16 protein-coding genes are annotated in these 17,540 nt (G+C 60.4%); 14 read left to right on the plus strand and 2 right to left on the minus strand.

Annotated elements, in window-relative coordinates; translation table 11 throughout:
* Positions 1 to 9 precede the first annotated feature (9 nt).
* A complete protein-coding gene (locus tag RMV17_RS01640) occupies positions 10 to 579 on the plus strand; it encodes a lipocalin family protein (RefSeq protein WP_034152994.1) in 570 nt (189 codons plus the stop codon).
* Between the two features lie 118 nt (positions 580 to 697).
* Here RMV17_RS01640 and RMV17_RS01645 read toward each other — a convergent pair whose 3' ends face one another.
* Positions 698 to 2,062, minus strand: a complete 1,365-nt coding sequence (locus RMV17_RS01645; RefSeq protein WP_311885078.1) for a formimidoylglutamate deiminase — start codon at positions 2,060 to 2,062, stop codon at positions 698 to 700.
* A 145-nt stretch (positions 2,063 to 2,207) separates the two neighbouring features.
* Between RMV17_RS01645 and hutC the strand changes: the two genes are divergently transcribed.
* From hutC to hutH (RMV17_RS01690), 9 genes are all read left to right on the plus strand, one after another.
* Positions 2,208 to 2,918: a histidine utilization repressor gene (gene hutC, locus RMV17_RS01650; protein ID WP_162130175.1), complete on the plus strand. Its 711-nt coding sequence runs from the start codon at positions 2,208 to 2,210 to the stop codon at positions 2,916 to 2,918.
* A gap of 9 nt (positions 2,919 to 2,927) precedes the next feature.
* A complete protein-coding gene (locus RMV17_RS01655) occupies positions 2,928 to 3,497 on the plus strand; it encodes a HutD family protein (protein WP_311885080.1) in 570 nt (189 codons plus the stop codon).
* Between the two features lie 449 nt (positions 3,498 to 3,946).
* Positions 3,947 to 5,632, plus strand: coding sequence for a urocanate hydratase (hutU, locus tag RMV17_RS01660; protein ID WP_311885082.1), 1,686 nt, complete (start codon positions 3,947 to 3,949; stop codon positions 5,630 to 5,632).
* Positions 5,633 to 5,793: 161 nt separating this feature from the next.
* Positions 5,794 to 7,266, plus strand: a complete 1,473-nt coding sequence (locus tag RMV17_RS01665; protein ID WP_311885084.1) for a cytosine permease — start codon at positions 5,794 to 5,796, stop codon at positions 7,264 to 7,266.
* Positions 7,267 to 7,336: 70 nt separating this feature from the next.
* Positions 7,337 to 8,305 (plus strand): ABC transporter substrate-binding protein, encoded by a 969-nt coding sequence (locus RMV17_RS01670; RefSeq protein ID WP_016984618.1) that lies wholly within the window; start codon positions 7,337 to 7,339, stop codon positions 8,303 to 8,305.
* A gap of 83 nt (positions 8,306 to 8,388) precedes the next feature.
* On the plus strand, positions 8,389 to 9,240 hold the full coding sequence (locus RMV17_RS01675) for an ABC transporter permease (protein WP_007949591.1): 852 nt from the start codon (positions 8,389 to 8,391) through the stop codon (positions 9,238 to 9,240).
* The gene (locus RMV17_RS01680; RefSeq protein WP_034153058.1) at positions 9,237 to 10,067 is read left to right on the plus strand and encodes a glycine betaine/L-proline ABC transporter ATP-binding protein; all 831 of its coding nucleotides are present in this window, start codon (positions 9,237 to 9,239) and stop codon (positions 10,065 to 10,067) included. The genes RMV17_RS01675 and RMV17_RS01680 overlap by 4 nt, the downstream gene beginning before the upstream one ends.
* Before the next feature lie 133 nt (positions 10,068 to 10,200).
* The gene (gene hutH, locus RMV17_RS01685; protein WP_311885088.1) at positions 10,201 to 11,724 is read left to right on the plus strand and encodes a histidine ammonia-lyase; all 1,524 of its coding nucleotides are present in this window, start codon (positions 10,201 to 10,203) and stop codon (positions 11,722 to 11,724) included.
* Between the two features lie 115 nt (positions 11,725 to 11,839).
* Positions 11,840 to 13,372 carry a histidine ammonia-lyase gene (gene hutH / locus RMV17_RS01690; protein WP_311885090.1) on the plus strand — a complete coding sequence of 511 codons (1,533 nt, stop codon included), beginning with the start codon at positions 11,840 to 11,842 and terminating at the stop codon, positions 13,370 to 13,372.
* 26 nt (positions 13,373 to 13,398) lie between these two features.
* Here the strand turns inward: hutH (RMV17_RS01690) and RMV17_RS01695 are convergent, their stop codons facing one another.
* Positions 13,399 to 13,815 carry a hypothetical protein gene (locus RMV17_RS01695; RefSeq protein ID WP_311885092.1) on the minus strand — a complete coding sequence of 139 codons (417 nt, stop codon included), beginning with the start codon at positions 13,813 to 13,815 and terminating at the stop codon, positions 13,399 to 13,401.
* Positions 13,816 to 13,841: 26 nt separating this feature from the next.
* On the opposite strand from RMV17_RS01695, the gene hutI reads away from it, so the two are divergent.
* The 4 genes from hutI to dtd all read left to right on the plus strand — a co-directional run bounded on the left by hutI (position 13,842) and on the right by dtd (position 17,483).
* Positions 13,842 to 15,047, plus strand: a complete 1,206-nt coding sequence (hutI, locus tag RMV17_RS01700; RefSeq protein ID WP_311885094.1) for an imidazolonepropionase — start codon at positions 13,842 to 13,844, stop codon at positions 15,045 to 15,047.
* A 10-nt stretch (positions 15,048 to 15,057) separates the two neighbouring features.
* Positions 15,058 to 15,861 carry an N-formylglutamate deformylase gene (gene hutG, locus RMV17_RS01705; protein ID WP_311885096.1) on the plus strand — a complete coding sequence of 268 codons (804 nt, stop codon included), beginning with the start codon at positions 15,058 to 15,060 and terminating at the stop codon, positions 15,859 to 15,861.
* 216 nt (positions 15,862 to 16,077) lie between these two features.
* Positions 16,078 to 17,049: a prolyl aminopeptidase gene (gene pip, locus RMV17_RS01710; RefSeq protein ID WP_311885098.1), complete on the plus strand. Its 972-nt coding sequence runs from the start codon at positions 16,078 to 16,080 to the stop codon at positions 17,047 to 17,049.
* On the plus strand, positions 17,046 to 17,483 hold the full coding sequence (gene dtd, locus RMV17_RS01715) for a D-aminoacyl-tRNA deacylase (RefSeq protein WP_034152982.1): 438 nt from the start codon (positions 17,046 to 17,048) through the stop codon (positions 17,481 to 17,483). Before pip ends, dtd begins: the two co-directional genes overlap by 4 nt.
* Positions 17,484 to 17,540: the final 57 nt, after the last annotated feature.

Genomic DNA, 17,540 nt, shown 5'->3' on the forward strand with positions numbered 1-17,540 from the left:
AGAAGAAAAATGAAGCGGTTATTGCTGATCCTTTTTGCCGGCCTGGTACTGGCCGGCTGCGCCACTTCCGGCGTCGACCCGTTGGCGCCGAAAACCGTCAACAGCGTCAATCTCAAGCGCTATCAGGGCACGTGGTACGAGCTGGCACGCTTGCCGATGTACTTCCAGCGCAATTGTGCGCAGTCCGAAGCCCATTACACCCTCAAGCCTGACGGCAATGTCGCGGTGCTCAATCGCTGCCTGACCCCGCAATGGCAGTGGGAAGAGGTCAAGGGCACGGCTTATCCACAGGTGTCGGGCAAGACCGACAAGCTCTGGGTCGAATTCGATACCTGGTTCTCACGCCTGATTCCGGGTGTGGCGAAAGGTGAATACTGGGTGCTGTACGTCAGCGATGACTACAAGACCGCCATCGTCGGTGACCCGAGCCGCAAGTACATGTGGTTGTTGTCGCGCACGCCGACCGTTAATGGTGTGGTGCGTGAAGAACTGCTGAGCAAGGCGCGTCAGCAAGGCTATGACACCACGCGCTTGATCTGGCGCGCGTCGGATCGGCAGATGGCCAAGACCTCAAATTAAGCATCGCCACAAATCAAATGTGGGAGCGAGCCTGCTCGCGAAGGGGGCGTGTCAGTTAACGAAAATGTTACTGATACACCGCTTTCGCGAGCAGGCTCGCTCCCACATTTCGTTTGTATCAGCCTAAAAGATCGCGCAGGACCTGGGTGAAGGCACGCGCACTGTCTTCTTCGCCAGCATGCCGGCCATCACGTACAACCCACTGGCCATTGACCAATACATCGCGCACCTGACGATCGCCGCCGGCAAACAGCCAGCGATTCAAAATTCCGTCGCCACTGGCCGTCGCCAGATACGGATCATTGCCATCGAGCACAATCCAGTCCGCACGCTTGCCCACTTCCAGCGCCCCGATCGGCTGCCCCAACGCCTGCGCACCGCCATCCAGCGCCGCGTCATACAACGTGCGCCCAACCATCGGCTGATCCGCACCGTACAAACGGTTACGCCGCTGATCGCGCAGACGCTGGCCGTATTCCAGCCAACGCAACTCTTCCACCACACTGAGCGACACATGGCTGTCGGAACCGATGCCCATGCGCCCGCCCTGAGCGAGGAAATCCACCGCCGGGAAAATCCCGTCGCCCAGATTCGCTTCAGTGGTCAGGCACAGGCCGGCAATGGCGCGACTCTTGGCCATCAGCGTGACTTCTTCCGGGTTGGCGTGAGTGGCGTGCACCAGGCACCAGCGCTGATCGACTTGGGTATTTTCGTACAGCCATTGCAGCGGCCGCCGACCGCTCCAGCTCAGGCAGTCGTCGACTTCCTTCTGCTGTTCGGCGATGTGAATATGCACAGGGCATTGCTTGTCGCTGGCCGCCAATACTTCGCTGATCTGCTGCGGCGTGACTGCGCGCAACGAGTGAAAGCACAGGCCCAGCGACTGCGCCTTTTGCTGCGCCAGTAACGGCTGCAAACGCGATTGCAGGTTCAGGTAATTTTCGGTGCTGTTGATAAAGCGACGCTGGCCGTCATTCGGTGTCTGGCCGCCAAAACCGGAGTGGCTGTAGAGCACCGGCAGCAAGGTCAGACCGATGCCGCTTTCGCTTGCGGCCTGACTGATGCGCAACGCCAGCTCAGCCGGATCGGCATAAGGCTGGCCGTTGCTGTCGTGGTGCACGTAGTGAAATTCGGCGACCGAGGTGTAACCGGCCTTGAGCATTTCGATGTACAGCTGACGGGCAATCACGCCGAGTTGATCGGGGCTGATTTTTCCGACGAGCCGGTACATCAGATCGCGCCACGTCCAGAAACTGTCATTGGGGTTGCCGGCCACTTCGGCCAGTCCCGCCATCGCCCGCTGGAACGCGTGGGAGTGCAGATTCGGCATGCCCGGCAGCAGAGGACCACTCAGCCGTTCGGCGCCATCTGCGGTGGAATCGGCCTGGATTTGGGTCAGCACGCCCTCGGCGCTGACCTCAAGACGTACATTGTTGGCCCATCCGTTAGGCAGCAGCGCGCGTTCGGCAAAGAAGGCGGACATGGTTCAGCACCCCATCGTGTGTTATTTGTATATACATATACAGACGTTTGCCTGCCCGGTAAACTCCGGCAAGCTAGCCACTTTCACCAATGAACAGGGATCAACCGTGCCGACTCCGCCTCCAGTCTCCCCGTTGGCCGCGAACATGGGCGACAGTCCGGCGCCCTTGTACGCCCGCGTCAAACAGATGATCACCCAGCAGATCGACAGCGGAAACTGGCCGCCGCACTACCGCGTGCCGTCCGAAAGCGAGCTGGTCAATCAACTCGGCTTCAGCCGCATGACCATCAACCGCGCCCTGCGCGAGATGACTGCTGACGGCTTGTTGGTGCGCATGCAAGGCGTCGGCACGTTCGTCGCCGAACCGAAGAGCCAGTCTGCGCTGTTCGAAGTGCATAACATCGCCGACGAAATTGCTTCCCGTGGTCATCGCCACACCTGCCAGGTCATCACCCTCGAAGAAGAGGCCGCCGGTTCCGAACGCGCGCTGGCGCTGGACATGCGTGAAGGGCAGAAAGTATTTCACTCGCTGATCGTGCATTACGAAAACGATATCCCGGTGCAAATCGAAGACCGTTTCGTCAACGCGCTGGTCGCCCCGGAATACCTCAAGCAGGACTTCACCCTGCAAACGCCTTACGCCTATTTGAACCAGGTGGCGCCGCTGACCGAAGGCGAGCATGTGGTCGAAGCGATTCTTGCCGAGTCGTCCGAATGCAAGTTGCTGCAGATTGAAAAAGGCGAGCCGTGCCTGTTGATTCGTCGCCGCACGTGGTCGGGGCGTCAGCCGGTGACGGCTGCACGTTTGATTCACCCAGGTTCCCGTCATCGTCTGGAAGGGCGGTTCCATAAATAGAGAGCATAAATGAGTCCGGTGAAGGTTTTACGCGCTGAAGGCTACCCGCGCATGCCGTGGAAAAACGGCGGTGGCAGCACTGAAGAAATCACCCGTGATGCGGGCGCCGGTCTGGACGGTTTCGGCTGGCGCCTGTCGATTGCCGACATCGCCGAGTCGGGCGGCTTCTCGACCTTCGCCGGTTACCAGCGAGTGATTACGGTGTTGCAGGGTGACGGTATGACCCTGTGCGTCGACGGCGACGATACGCGACCATTGCTACCGCTCGACCCGTTTGCCTTCAGCGGCGAAAGCCAGGTGTCGTGCACACTGCTCGGTGGCGCGATTCGTGACTTCAATCTGATTTACGCGCCACAGCGTTACAGCGCGCGTTTGCAGTGGCTGGACGGTGAGCAGCGGTTCTTCAGCTCGGCGGGGACGGTATTGGTGTTCAGTGTCAGTGAGCTGCTGGAAGTGGCGGTTGGCGACAGCACATCGCAGTTGGGGCGACATGATTGTCTGCAGCTGGACGGTAACAGTGGGCTGGCCGAAGTCTCCACCAATGCCGCATGCTGCGTGATCGAGCTGACTGCGCGCTGATTCAAAAATCTTAAAAGATCGCAGCCTTCGGCAGCTCCTACAGGGACTACATGAATCCCAATGTAGGAGCTGCCGAAGGCTGCGATCTTTTGCTTTTGGGGTGTTCCCAACCCACGCACCAACTTGTTACCGAACGCCCCAGCGTGGCGCAAAATCACGCTCTCGTAACAATCCCCCAACTCCCCAAAATACTCCCGCAAAAAATTTCATCCACGCCAGAACCCTCGATTCAGGCGCTCTCCAGCCGTGCCCGCGATTTTTCTTGAACGCCCCTCCAACAAGTTGGCCGCTTGATTGCATATGCTTGTATGTACAAGTAAAGACGTATGCGTATGAGTCGCTCGAGGCTCTCCGCAGCGTCCACTGATTCGCTTGTCGCGCATCGAAGCGCACAGGCTGCTTGCCCACTGCCAGGGTTGGTTTGAATTGATCGCTGAGGAGTCTTTTTCGTGACTGACAATAAGCCTACTAAGGTTCGTAACGTCGAAATCCGTGCATCGCGCGGCAACAAGCTGACCGCCAAGAGCTGGCTGACCGAAGCGCCGCTGCGCATGCTGATGAACAACCTCGACCCGGAAGTCGCCGAGAACCCGAAAGAGCTGGTGGTTTACGGTGGTATCGGTCGCGCCGCGCGTAACTGGGAGTGCTACGACAAGATCGTCGAAAGCCTGACCAACCTGAATGACGACGAGACCCTGCTGGTGCAATCCGGCAAGCCGGTCGGCGTGTTCAAGACCCACAGCAATGCCCCGCGCGTACTGATCGCCAACTCCAACCTCGTCCCACACTGGGCGAGCTGGGAGCACTTCAACGAACTCGACGCCAAAGGCCTGGCCATGTACGGCCAGATGACCGCCGGCAGCTGGATCTACATCGGCAGCCAGGGCATCGTGCAAGGCACCTACGAAACCTTTGTCGAAGCCGGTCGCCAGCACTACAACGACAACCTCACCGGCAAGTGGGTGTTGACCGCCGGCCTCGGTGGCATGGGCGGCGCACAACCGCTGGCAGCAACCCTGGCCGGCGCTTGCTCGCTGAACATCGAATGCCAGCAAGTCAGTATCGATTTCCGTCTGAAAAGCCGTTACGTCGACGAGCAAGCCAAAGACCTCGACGACGCCCTGGCGCGCATCGACAAATACACCAAGGAAGGCAAAGCGATCTCCATCGCCCTGCTCGGTAACGCGGCAGAAATTCTGCCGGAACTGGTCAAGCGCGGCGTGCGCCCGGACATGGTCACCGACCAGACCAGCGCCCACGACCCGCTCAACGGTTACCTGCCGGCCGGCTGGACCTGGGACGAATACCGCGCCCGCGCCAAGACCGAACCGGCCGCTGTGATCAAAGCCGCCAAGCAGTCGATGGCCGTGCACGTCAAAGCCATGCTGGAATTCCAGAAGCAAGGCATTCCGACCTTCGACTACGGCAACAACATCCGTCAGATGGCGCAGGAAGAAGGCGTCGAAAACGCGTTCGATTTCCCGGGCTTCGTACCGGCCTACATCCGTCCGCTGTTCTGCCGTGGCATCGGCCCGTTCCGTTGGGCGGCGCTGTCGGGCGATCCGCAAGACATCTACAAAACCGACGCCAAGGTCAAAGAGCTGATCCCGGACGACGCGCACCTGCACAACTGGCTGGACATGGCCCGCGAGCGCATCAGCTTCCAGGGTCTGCCGGCACGTATCTGCTGGGTCGGTCTGGGCCTGCGCGCCAAGCTCGGTCTGGCCTTCAACGAGATGGTCCGCAGCGGCGAATTGTCCGCACCTATCGTGATCGGTCGCGACCACCTCGACTCCGGCTCGGTCGCCAGCCCTAACCGCGAAACCGAATCGATGCAGGACGGCTCCGACGCCGTGTCCGACTGGCCACTGCTCAACGCTTTGCTCAACACCGCGAGCGGCGCGACCTGGGTTTCCCTGCACCACGGCGGCGGCGTCGGCATGGGCTTCTCGCAGCACTCGGGCATGGTGATTGTCTGCGACGGCACTGACGAAGCGGCCGAGCGTATTGCGCGCGTACTGCACAACGACCCGGCCACCGGTGTCATGCGTCACGCCGATGCCGGTTACCAGATCGCCATCGACTGCGCCAAGGAACAGGGCCTGAACCTGCCGATGATTACCGGCGGCAAGTAACACGTTTTGGCTTTATGTGGGAGCGAGCTTGCTCGCGAAAGCAATCTGTCAGCCAGCAAAGATGTTGAATGTGCTGGCCAATTCGCGAGCAAGCTCGCTCCCACAGAAAAGCAGCCCTACCGGCTCAGTGAACAATTTAAACAATCCACAGAGGTTGAATCATGGCTGTCAACACCGATCGTGCAGGCAACAAACCGTTGATCGAAAGGCGTTCGATCGACTACATCCCGGAAGCGGAAAGACACGGTCGTCTGTTTAGCCAGTTCACCCTGTGGATGGGGGCCAACCTGCAAATCACCGCGATTGTCACCGGGGCGTTGGCCGTGGTGCTGGGCGGTGATGTGTTCTGGTCGCTGATCGGTCTGTTGATCGGTCAATTGCTCGGCGGCGGGGTGATGGCGCTGCACGCGGCGCAAGGGCCGAAACTCGGTCTGCCGCAGATGATCTCCAGCCGTGTGCAGTTTGGCGTGTATGGCGCAGCGATCCCGATCGTGCTGGTGTGCCTGATGTACCTGGGTTTCACCGCAACCGGCACCGTGCTTTCCGGCCAGGCGCTGGGCCAGTTGTTTGGCGTCAGCGACAGCGTCGGCATCCTGATTTTTGCCAGCGTCATCGTGCTGGTGACGGTGCTCGGTTATCGGGTGATCCACTGGATCGGCCGTGTTGCCAGCGTCATTGGCGTGATCGCTTTCGTCTTCCTGTTCTGGCGCCTGATGAGCCAGACCGACGTCGGCGCACTCCTGCAAATTCGTCATTTCAGCTGGAGCAGCTTCCTGCTCGCGGTGTCGCTCGCGGCCTCCTGGCAGATCGCGTTCGGCCCCTACGTGGCTGACTATTCCCGTTACCTGCCGAGCAACACGTCGGCGGTCAAAACCTTCTTCGCCGCCGGTGCCGGCTCTGTGGTTGGCGCGCAAGTGGCGATGATCCTCGGCGTCTTTGCTGCAGCTTCTGCCAACGGCCAGTTCGCCGGTCATGAAGTCGCCTACATCGTCGGTCTGGGCGGCACCGGTGCCACCGCCGCGCTGCTGTACTTCAGCATCGCGTTCGGCAAGGTGACCATCTCGACACTGAACTCCTACGGCAGCTTCATGTGCATCGCGACCATCATCAGTGGTTTCAAAGGCCACCTGACCGTAACGCGCATGCAACGTCTGGTGTTCGTGCTGGTCATCGTTGGCACGGCGACCTTGATTGCGCTGCTCGGCCAGCACTCGTTCCTCGGTGCGTTCAAGTCTTTCATCCTGTTCCTGCTCGCGTTCTTCACGCCTTGGAGCGCGATCAACCTGGTGGATTACTACTGCATCACCCGCGAGCGTTATGACGTGCCGGCACTGGCCAATCCGAACGGTCGCTACGGTCGCTGGAACCTGCTCGGCATCAGCGTCTACGTGTTCGGCGTGCTGGTGCAGCTGCCGTTCATCTCCACCAAGTTCTACACCGGCCCGCTGGTGGCGGCCCTCGGTGATGTGGATATCTCCTGGATCATCGGCCTCGTGCTGCCGGCCGTCGTCTACTACGTGTGCGCAAAAAAATGGCACAGCGCGGTACCCGATCAACTGATTCTGCCGGTCGAGCAGAACAGCGTTGTACAACCTAAAACAAGCGGGGCCGGTCGCGCTGCGGCGCAGGCCTGATTTGGACGTGGACAGGGCTGGATGCCTCTTGACTGCCGTAAGCCAATTCATGATTAGGAGCGTCACAACAATGAAATCGAACAAGACCCTGCTGACCACATTGCTGTCCATGGGCCTGTTGGCCAGTGCCGGTGCGACGCAAGCCGCCGGCTGGTGCGAATCGGGCAAACCGGTGAAGTTCGCCGGTCTGAACTGGGAAAGCGGCATGCTGCTGACCGATGTCCTGCAAGTGGTGCTGGAGAAAGGTTACGACTGCAAGACCGACAGCCTGCCGGGCAACTCCATCACCATGGAAAACGCCCTGAGCAGCAACGATATTCAAGTGTTCGCCGAAGAATGGGTCGGCCGCAGCGAGGTCTGGAACAAGGCCGAGAAGGCCGGCAAGGTCGTCGGTGTCGGCGCTCCGGTCGTCGGCGCGGTGGAAGGCTGGTACGTGCCGCGCTACGTGATCGAAGGCGACGCCAAGCGCAAGCTTGAGCCGAAAGCCCCAGACCTGAAAAACATCGCCGACCTGGGCAAATACGCCGCCGTGTTCAAGGACGCTGAAGAGCCGTCCAAGGGCCGTTTCTACAACTGCCCGGCCGGCTGGACCTGCGAACTCGACAACAGCGAAATGCTGAAAAGCTACGGCCTCGAAAGCAGCTACACCAACTTCCGTCCGGGCACCGGCCCGGCGCTGGATGCGGCGGTGCTGTCGAGCTACAAGCGTGGCGAGCCGATCCTGTTCTACTACTGGTCGCCAACCCCGCTGATGGGCCAGGTGGATCTGGTCAAACTCGAAGAAAAACCGGGTGTCGACAAGACCGTAAGCATCAAGGTCGGCCTGTCGAAAACCTTCCACGACGAAGCCCCGGAACTGGTCGCCGTGCTGGAAAAGGTCAACCTGCCGATCGATCTGTTGAACCAGAATCTGGGCCGCATGGCCAAGGAACGTATCGAGTCGCCAAAACTGGCGAAAATCTTCCTCAAGGAACATCCTGAGGTCTGGCATGCGTGGGTCAGTGCAGACGCAGCCAAGAAAATCGACGCGGCGCTGTAGGTCGATACCTCCCGGTCAACCGTGAGGCTGGCCGGGAGATATGCCGTAAACGCTTGATTGAGATTTCTGATTGAGAGCCGCTTATGTTTCCCGAAAGCTTTACCTTTTCCATCGCCGACTGGGTCAACGGTTGGGTCGATTCGCTGGTCACCAACTACGGTGATGTATTCCGCCATATCTCCGACACCCTGCTGTGGGCCATCGTCAACCTTGAAGGCTTGCTGCGCGCTGCGCCGTGGTGGTTAATGCTGGCGATCGTCGGTGTGGTTGCCTGGCACGCCACGCGCAAAGTCGTGACCACGGCGGTCATCGTCGGTCTATTGTTCCTGGTCGGCGCCGTTGGCTTGTGGGACAAACTCATGCAGACGCTGGCGCTGATGATGGTCGCGACGATCATTTCGGTGCTGATCGGCATCCCGCTGGGGATCCTCTCGGCGCGCAGCAATCGCCTGCGTTCGGTGCTGATGCCGCTGCTCGACATCATGCAGACCATGCCCAGTTTCGTGTACCTGATCCCGGTGCTGATGCTGTTCGGTCTGGGCAAGGTCCCGGCGATTTTCGCCACGGTGATCTACGCCGCACCGCCGCTGATTCGCCTGACTGATCTGGGTATTCGCCAGGTCGACGGCGAAGTGATGGAAGCGATCAACGCGTTCGGCGCCAACCGCTGGCAGCAGCTGTTCGGCGTGCAACTGCCGCTGGCGCTGCCAAGCATCATGGCCGGGATCAACCAGACCACGATGATGGCCCTGTCGATGGTGGTGATCGCCTCGATGATCGGTGCCCGTGGCCTCGGTGAAGATGTGTTGGTGGGGATTCAGACCCTCAACGTCGGACGTGGCCTCGAGGCCGGTCTGGCGATCGTGATTCTCGCAGTGGTCATCGACCGCATTACTCAGGCGTACGGTCGGCCACGGCATGAGGTGAGCAAATGAGCAACGCAACCGTGAGCAAGATCGAAGTCAAAAACGTCTTCAAGATTTTCGGCAACCGCGCCAAGGATGCACTGGCGATGGTCGGCCAGGGCAAGACCAAGGATCAGGTGCTGAGCGAAACCGGTTGCGTGGTCGGCGTCAACGACCTGTCGCTGAGCATCGGCACCGGCGAGATCTTCGTGATCATGGGCCTGTCCGGCTCGGGCAAATCGACGCTGGTGCGCCACTTCAATCGTCTGATTGACCCGACCAGCGGCGCGATCCTCGTCGACGGCGTCGACATCCTGCAATACGACATGGACGCCCTGCGCGAATTTCGCCGGCACAAGATCAGCATGGTGTTCCAGAGCTTCGGCCTGCTGCCGCACAAGAGCGTGCTCGACAATGTCGCCTACGGCTTGAAGGTGCGTGGCGAGAGCAAGCAAATGTGCTCGGAACGCGCGCTGCACTGGATCAACACCGTGGGCCTCAAAGGTTACGAAAACAAATACCCGCACCAGCTCTCCGGCGGCATGCGCCAGCGTGTCGGCCTGGCCCGTGCTTTGGCGGCGGACACCGACATCATCCTCATGGACGAAGCGTTCAGTGCGCTGGATCCGCTGATCCGCGCGGAGATGCAAGACCAGTTGCTGGAGCTGCAAAAGACGTTGCACAAGACCATCGTCTTCATTACCCACGACCTTGATGAGGCGGTGCGCATCGGCAACCGCATTGCGATTCTCAAGGATGGCCGGCTGATTCAGGTCGGTACGCCGCGCGAGATTCTGCATTCGCCGGCGGATGAGTATGTCGACCGGTTTGTGCAGCGGCGGGCGGCGGTGGTTTAAGCAGTTTTGTGTTGGCTGGGCGGGCCTCTTCGCGAGCAGGCTCGCTCCCACAGGAGACTGCATTCCAATGTGGGAGCGAGCCTGCTCGCGAAGGCGGCGGCACAGCTGCATCAATGTTCGGATGAGGTTAATGATGTCCCAGGCTGAAAAAATCGTTATCACTGGCGCCCCTCTGCGCTGGCAGGACGTAGTCGCTGTCGCCCGTCACGGCGCGCCTCTGGAACTGTCCAGCGACACCTGGGCGCGCATCGAAAATGCCCAAGGCATCGTTCAGCGCATCGTCACCAGCGGCGAACGGGCCTATGGCGTCAACACCGGCCTGGGCGGTTTGTCCAATGTCTCGCTGCAGGACGAACAACTCAGCCAGCTCTCGCGCAACACCTTGCTCAGCCACGCCTGTGGCGTCGGCCCGGTACTCGCCGACGAGCAGACTCGCGCGATCATCTGCGCGGCGATCCACAACTACAGCCACGGCAAATCCGGCATCCACCGCCAAGTGGTCGAAGGCCTGCTGGCGCTGATCAATCGTGGCATCACTCCGCAAGTACCGTCGCAAGGTTCGGTGGGTTATCTGACCCACATGGCGCACATCGGCATCGCGTTGCTCGGCGTCGGCAATGTCAGCTATCGCGGCCAGATCACTTCGGCGCAACAGGCATTGGCCGAAGAAGGCTTGAAACCAGTGCAGCTAGGTGCGAAGGACGGTTTGTGCCTGGTCAACGGCACGCCGTGCATGACCGGCCTCAGCTGCCTGGCGATTGCCGATGCCACGCGTCTGGTGCAGTGGGCCGATGTCATCGGCGCGATGAGTTTCGAAGCCCAGCGCGGTCAGATCGACGCGTTCGATGCCGAGATCATCGCGCTGAAACCACATCCGGGCATGCAGCAAGTGGGGATCAATTTGCGTGCGTTGCTCGATGGCAGTGAAGTCATCGCCTCGAGCAAAGGCATTCGCACTCAGGATGCGCTGAGCATCCGTTCGATTCCGCAGGTACACGGTGCCGCGCGTGATCAACTCGACCACGCAATCAAGCAAGTCGAAGCCGAACTCAATGGCTGCACCGACAACCCATTGCTGCTCGGCACGCCGGACAACTTCCGGGTGATGTCGCAAGCCAACCCGCACGGTCAATCGGTGGCGATGGCGGCGGATCTGCTGGCGATTGCCATGGCCGAAATCGGCTCGATTGCCGAGCGTCGCCTCGATCGTCTGGTGAACCCGCACGTCAGCGGTTTGCCGGCGTTTCTGGTGGCCAATCCGGGGGTGAACTCGGGGATGATGATCGTCCAATACGTCGCCGCATCGCTGTGTGCGGAAAACCGCCAATTGGCGCAACCGGCGGTGCTCGACAACTACATCACCTCGGGCTTGCAGGAAGACCATTTGAGCATGGGCACCAACGCCGCGCTGAAGCTGCACCGCGCGCTGGAAAACTGTACGCAGATCCTCGCCATCGAATATCTGCTGGCGGCGCAGGCGTTTGAATTCCTCAAGGAACAAGGCTTTGGCGTGGGCACTGACCGCGCGTGGCGACTGCTGCGCGAAACGGTTCCGGCCTACGATCAGGACCGCTGGCTGGCGCCGGATATCGCTGCCGCTGCGAGCGTTTTGAAAAACCCGAATTCGCTGCACAACGTATTACCGAATCTGCACTGACAATACCCACGCCAGCGTGCCAAGGCGCGACTCCCCAAAAGGCGAGACGCGACGGACAACGGACATCTCCGGAGCGTCTGGCGAGTTAATAACAAACTCTCAAAAGGAGCACAAAATGACTGCGCTGAACCTGATTCCCGGCCAACTGAGCCTGGCCCAACTGCGTGACGTCTACCAGAACCCGGTCAAGTTGACTCTCGATAACAGCGCCTCGGCGCAGATCGAAGCCAGCGTCGCCTGCGTTGAGCAGATCCTCGCCGAGAACCGCACTGCGTACGGCATCAACACCGGTTTCGGCCTGCTGGCCTCGACGCGCATTGCCAGCGAAGACCTGGAAAACCTGCAGCGCTCACTGGTGTTGTCCCACGCCGCCGGCGTTGGTGTGCCGATCAGCGATGAGCTGGTGCGGCTGATCATGGTGCTCAAGGTCAACAGCCTCAGCCGTGGTTTCTCCGGTATTCGCCGCGTAGTGATCGATGCGCTGATTGCGCTGATCAACGCCGAGGTTTATCCGCATATTCCGCTGAAAGGTTCGGTGGGCGCTTCGGGTGACCTCGCACCATTGGCGCACATGTCGCTGGTGCTGCTGGGCGAGGGCAAGGCGCGTTACAAGGGTGAGTGGATGGAAGCCACTGAAGCGCTGAAAGTTGCTGGCCTGACGCCGCTGACTTTGGCGGCTAAAGAAGGTTTGGCGCTGCTCAACGGTACTCAGGTTTCTACCGCGTTTGCCTTGCGCGGTCTGTTTGAAGGTGAAGACTTGTTCGCTGGCGCACTGGCGCTGGGCGGTCTGACGGTTGAAGCCGTATTGGGTTCGCGTTCGCCGTTTGATGCACGCATTCACGCCGCGCGTGGCCAGAAAGGTCAGATCGACGCGGCTGCCGCTTACCGCGATCTGCTCGGTGAACGCAGTGAAGTCTCCGACTCGCACCAGAACTGCGAGAAAGTGCAGGATCCGTACTCGCTGCGTTGCCAGCCGCAAGTCATGGGTGCCTGCCTGACCCAGTTCCGTCAGGCTGCTGAAGTATTGGTCGTCGAAGCCAACGCCGTTTCCGACAACCCGCTGGTCTTCGCCGCAGAAGGTGATGTGATTTCCGGCGGTAACTTCCATGCCGAACCGGTGGCCATGGCCGCTGACAACATGGCGCTGGCTATCGCTGAAATCGGCTCGCTGAGCGAGCGCCGCATCTCGCTGATGATGGACAAGCACATGTCGCAGCTGCCGCCGTTCCTCGTCGCCAATGGCGGGGTGAACTCCGGGTTCATGATTGCTCAGGTGACTGCAGCGGCGCTGGCCAGTGAGAACAAGGCGTTGTCCCATCCGCATTCTGTCGACAGTCTGCCGACTTCGGCTAACCAGGAAGACCACGTGTCGATGGCGCCTGCTGCGGGCAAGCGTTTGTGGGAAATGGCCGAAAACACCCGCGGGATTCTTGCGGTGGAATGGCTGGCGGCGGTGCAGGGGCTGGATCTGCGTAACGGCCTGAAGACTTCGGCGAAGTTGGAGCAGGCGCGGGCGATTCTGCGTAAGGAAGTGCCGTTTTATGAGAAGGATCGTTTCTTTGCGCCGGACATTAACGCGGCGACTGAGCTGTTGGCTTCGCGGTGTTTGACTGGGTTGGTTTCGGCGAAATTGCTGCCTAGTTTGTAAGTGTGTTTTCAGGGGGAGTTTTGTTGTTAGTGAAATCGATCCCCCTCACCCCAGCCCTCTCCCCCAGGGGGGAGAGGGGGAAGGGAGCCGATCTTCGTGGTTTTTAAAGCCTGAGTTCGGCTCAAGATTTTCAGGTCGATGTACTTCGACAGAACAACCCCGTCAGTCCTTCTTCTCCCGGGAGTGACAGAGGGAAGGGAGCCGATCTTCAGGGTTTTCAGAGCCTGAGTTCGGCTCAAGATTTTCAGGTCGATGTACCTCGACAGAACAACACGGTCAGTCCTGCTTCTTCCAGGCGAGAGCAGGGAGCCGATCTTCAAGGTTTTCAGAACCTGAGTTCGGCTCAAGACGTTCAGGTCGATGTATCTCGACAGAACAACCCCGGTCAGTCCCCTCTCCCTCCGGGAGAGGGCTAGGGTGAGGGGCTTTTCGGGGCCGCCCACCAAACCAGCCCCAACGGAGGCCAACAGTGAAAACCCTCTGGCAACACTGCCATGTCGCTACCATGGCGCAAGGCGTCTACTCGATCATCGAGGATGCGGCCATCGTGACGTCCGGTGCGCTCATCGAGTGGATCGGCCCGCGCAATCAATTGCCCTCCGGCGAGTACCCGGCGGTCAATGACCTGCAAGGCGCATGGGTTACTCCCGGCCTGATCGATTGCCACACCCACACGGTGTTCGGCGGCAACCGCAGTGGCGAATTCGAAAAGCGCCTGCAAGGCGTCAGCTATGCGGAAATCGCGGCATCCGGCGGCGGCATCGCCAGCACCGTGCGCGCGACGCGCGAAGCCACTGAAGACGAACTGTTCGTCAGCGCCGCCAAACGCCTGAAAAGCCTGATGCGCGACGGCGTGACCACGGTTGAAATGAAGTCCGGTTACGGTCTCGATCTGGTCAACGAACGCAAAATCCTCCGCGTGATTCGTCGCCTGGAAAAAGAGCTGCCGATCAGCGTGCGCAGCACCTGCCTGGCCGCCCACGCGTTGCCACCGGAATACAAAGATCGCGCCGACGACTACATCGACCTGGTCTGCAGCGAAATGCTTCCCGCGCTGGCTGCCGAAGGGCTGGTCGATGCCGTGGATGCCTTCTGCGAATACCTGGCGTTCTCGCCAGAGCAAGTCGAGCGCGTGTTCATTGCGGCGCAAAAACTCGGCCTGCCGGTGAAGCTGCACGCCGAACAATTATCGTCGCTGCACGGCTCCAGCCTCGCCGCGCGTTATAAGGCGTTGTCCGCCGATCACCTGGAGTTCATGGACGAGGCCGACGCCATCGCCATGGCCGAAGCTGACACCGTCGCCGTGCTGCTGCCGGGCGCGTTCTACTTCCTGCGTGAAACCCAACTGCCGCCGATGGAAGCCCTGCGCAAACACAAAGTGAAAATCGCCATCGCCAGCGACCTAAACCCCGGCACCTCGCCGGCGCTGTCGTTGCGCCTGATTCTGAACATGGCCTGCACCTGTTTGCGCATGACCCCGGAAGAAGCCCTGGCCGGCGCGACCATTCATGCCGCGCAGGCGTTGGGCATGGCTGACACCCACGGCTCGCTGGAAGTCGGCAAGGTCGCGGACTTTGTTGCTTGGCAAATCGATCGTCCGGCGGATCTGGCCTATTGGCTGGGTGGCGATCTGGACAAACGCGTCGTGCGTCACGGCGTCGAATCAAGTCTGTAGGAGAGCGGTTGTGGATAAGGTTCTGAACTTCAAACAAGGTCGCGTGCCGCTGCTGATCAGCATGCCGCATGCCGGGGTGCGGTTGACGCCAGCGGTGGAAGCCGGGTTGATCCCGGACGCGAAAAGCCTGCCGGACACTGACTGGCACATCCCGCAGCTGTACGACTTCGCCGAAGAGTTAGGTGCGAGCACTTTGGCTGCCGAGTACTCGCGGTTCGTCATTGACCTGAATCGTCCGTCCGACGACAAACCGCTGTACGCAGGGGCGACCACCGGACTGTACCCGGCGACGTTGTTCGATGGCATTCCCTTGTTCAGGGACGGGCTCGAGCCGTCGAAAGAAGAGCGCGCGACTTACCTTGAGCAGATCTGGACGCCATATCACCGCACGCTTCAAGAAGAGCTGGCGCGGTTGAAAGCCGAATTCGGTTACGCGCTGCTGTTCGATGCGCACTCGATCCGCTCGATCATCCCGCACCTGTTCGACGGCAAACTGCCGGACTTCAACCTCGGCACCTTCAACGGCGCCAGTTGCGATCCGCAACTCGCTACGCAACTGGAAGCGATCTGCGCACGCCACAGTGATTACAGCCATGTGCTCAACGGTCGCTTCAAGGGCGGCCACATCACCCGTCATTACGGCAACCCGGCGCAGAACATCCACGCGGTGCAACTGGAACTGGGCCAGTGCACGTACATGGAAGAGTTCGAACCGTTCCGCTATCGCGCCGATCTGGCCGAGCCGACGCGGGTGGTCCTCAAAGAGTTGTTGCAAGGCTATCTGGCCTGGGCAAAGTCTCGCTACAGCGCATAACCCCTGTCTTGATCGTTGCCACGCTCCGCGTGGGAATGCAGCCCGTGACGCTCCGCGTCACTGGACGCGGAGCGTCCCAAGAGGCATTCCCACGCAGAGCGTGGGAACGATCAGGCCCCGGAGCATGCTCATTGACGTAAATCGGGTTTATGATGCCCAACGGCAGAATAATAGAAGTCCCCCCAGGGATGACCTCGACCCCTTACGGAGCGCGCAATGCAGACTTTGTTTCCGCAGATCAAACCTCACGCCCGGCACGATCTGGCTGTCGACGACACCCATACGCTATACGTCGACGAAAGCGGTTCACCGGAGGGTTTGCCGGTTGTGTTCATTCATGGCGGCCCCGGCGCCGGTTGCGACGCGCAGAGCCGTCGCTATTTCGATCCGAACCTGTATCGCATTGTCACCTTCGACCAGCGCGGTTGCGGCCGCTCCACGCCGCATGCCAGCCTCGAGAACAACACCACTTGGGATCTGGTCGCTGACCTTGAGCGCATCCGCAAACACCTGGGCATCGACAAGTGGGTGCTGTTTGGCGGTTCCTGGGGCTCGACCCTGGCGCTGGCTTACGCACAAGCCCACCCTGAGCGTGTGCACGGTTTGATCCTGCGCGGGATCTTTCTCTGCCGTCCACAGGAAATCGAGTGGTTCTATCAGGCCGGTGCCAGCCGTCTGTTCCCTGATTACTGGCAGGATTACATTGCGCCAATCCCGCTGGACGAGCGCGACGATCTGCTCAGCGCATTCCACAAGCGCCTGACCGGCAACGACCAGATTGCGCAGATGCACGCGGCCAAAGCCTGGTCGACCTGGGAAGGGCGCACCGCGACCCTGCGGCCGAACCCGCTGGTGGTCGACCGGTTCTCCGAGCCGCAGCGCGCTCTGTCGATCGCGCGGATCGAATGCCATTACTTCACCAACAACGCCTTCCTTGAGCCGAACCAGCTGATTCGCGACATGGGCAAGATCGCCCATCTGCCGGGCGTGATCATTCACGGTCGCTATGACGTGATCTGCCCGCTCGACAACGCCTGGGAACTGCATCAAGCCTGGCCGAACAGCGAACTGCAGGTAATCCGTGATGCCGGCCACGCAGCTTCTGAACCGGGCATCACCGATGCACTGGTGCGCGCTGCGGGCAACATGGCCCGGCGCCTGCTCGACCTGCCGCCCGAAGAAGCATGAAGGGCCTTTTACAGCGCGTTCGCGGTGCGCGAGTTGAAGTGGCTGGTGAAGTCGTCGGCGCGGTAGATCACGGTTTGTTGGTGCTGGTGGCGGTCGAACCCGACGACACGCGTGTCAGCGCCGACAAACTTCTGCATAAGCTGCTTAACTATCGGGTATTCAGTGACGCGGAGGGCAAGATGAACTTGTCCCTCGCCGACGTTGGCGGTGGGTTGCTGCTGGTCTCTCAGTTCACCCTGGCTGCCGACACCAAAAGCGGGTTGCGCCCGAGCTTTTCGACGGCGGCGCCGCCGGCCTTGGGCGAGGAATTGTTCGACTATCTATTGAGCAGTGCGAAACAGGTGCATGGCACTGTGGCATCAGGTAGATTCGGCGCCGATATGCAGGTGCATTTGGTCAACGATGGCCCGGTTACCTTTTTGTTACAGACCTGAAAGCGCTTGAAACACCTTTTTGGGAAATTTCGAGCGTTTTTAGGGTGTTTTCGCGAT

It is taken from the genome of Pseudomonas sp. VD-NE ins, from assembly GCF_031882575.1.
Taxonomy (GTDB): domain Bacteria; phylum Pseudomonadota; class Gammaproteobacteria; order Pseudomonadales; family Pseudomonadaceae; genus Aquipseudomonas; species Aquipseudomonas fluorescens_BZ.

What these genes read in the sequence shown, in the direction of transcription:
- RMV17_RS01640 (WP_034152994.1), top strand. Translation starts at nt 10, where the DNA reads ATGAAGCGGTTATTGCTGATCCTTTTTGCCGGCCTGGTACTGGCCGGC.
- RMV17_RS01645 (WP_311885078.1), bottom strand. Translation starts at nt 2,062, where the DNA reads ATGTCCGCCTTCTTTGCCGAACGCGCGCTGCTGCCTAACGGATGGGCC.
- hutC (WP_162130175.1), top strand. Translation starts at nt 2,208, where the DNA reads ATGGGCGACAGTCCGGCGCCCTTGTACGCCCGCGTCAAACAGATGATC.
- RMV17_RS01655 (WP_311885080.1), top strand. Translation starts at nt 2,928, where the DNA reads ATGAGTCCGGTGAAGGTTTTACGCGCTGAAGGCTACCCGCGCATGCCG.
- RMV17_RS01665 (WP_311885084.1), top strand. Translation starts at nt 5,794, where the DNA reads ATGGCTGTCAACACCGATCGTGCAGGCAACAAACCGTTGATCGAAAGG.
- RMV17_RS01670 (WP_016984618.1), top strand. Translation starts at nt 7,337, where the DNA reads ATGAAATCGAACAAGACCCTGCTGACCACATTGCTGTCCATGGGCCTG.
- RMV17_RS01675 (WP_007949591.1), top strand. Translation starts at nt 8,389, where the DNA reads ATGTTTCCCGAAAGCTTTACCTTTTCCATCGCCGACTGGGTCAACGGT.
- RMV17_RS01680 (WP_034153058.1), top strand. Translation starts at nt 9,237, where the DNA reads ATGAGCAACGCAACCGTGAGCAAGATCGAAGTCAAAAACGTCTTCAAG.
- hutH (WP_311885088.1), top strand. Translation starts at nt 10,201, where the DNA reads ATGTCCCAGGCTGAAAAAATCGTTATCACTGGCGCCCCTCTGCGCTGG.
- hutH (WP_311885090.1), top strand. Translation starts at nt 11,840, where the DNA reads ATGACTGCGCTGAACCTGATTCCCGGCCAACTGAGCCTGGCCCAACTG.
- pip (WP_311885098.1), top strand. Translation starts at nt 16,078, where the DNA reads ATGCAGACTTTGTTTCCGCAGATCAAACCTCACGCCCGGCACGATCTG.
- dtd (WP_034152982.1), top strand. Translation starts at nt 17,046, where the DNA reads ATGAAGGGCCTTTTACAGCGCGTTCGCGGTGCGCGAGTTGAAGTGGCT.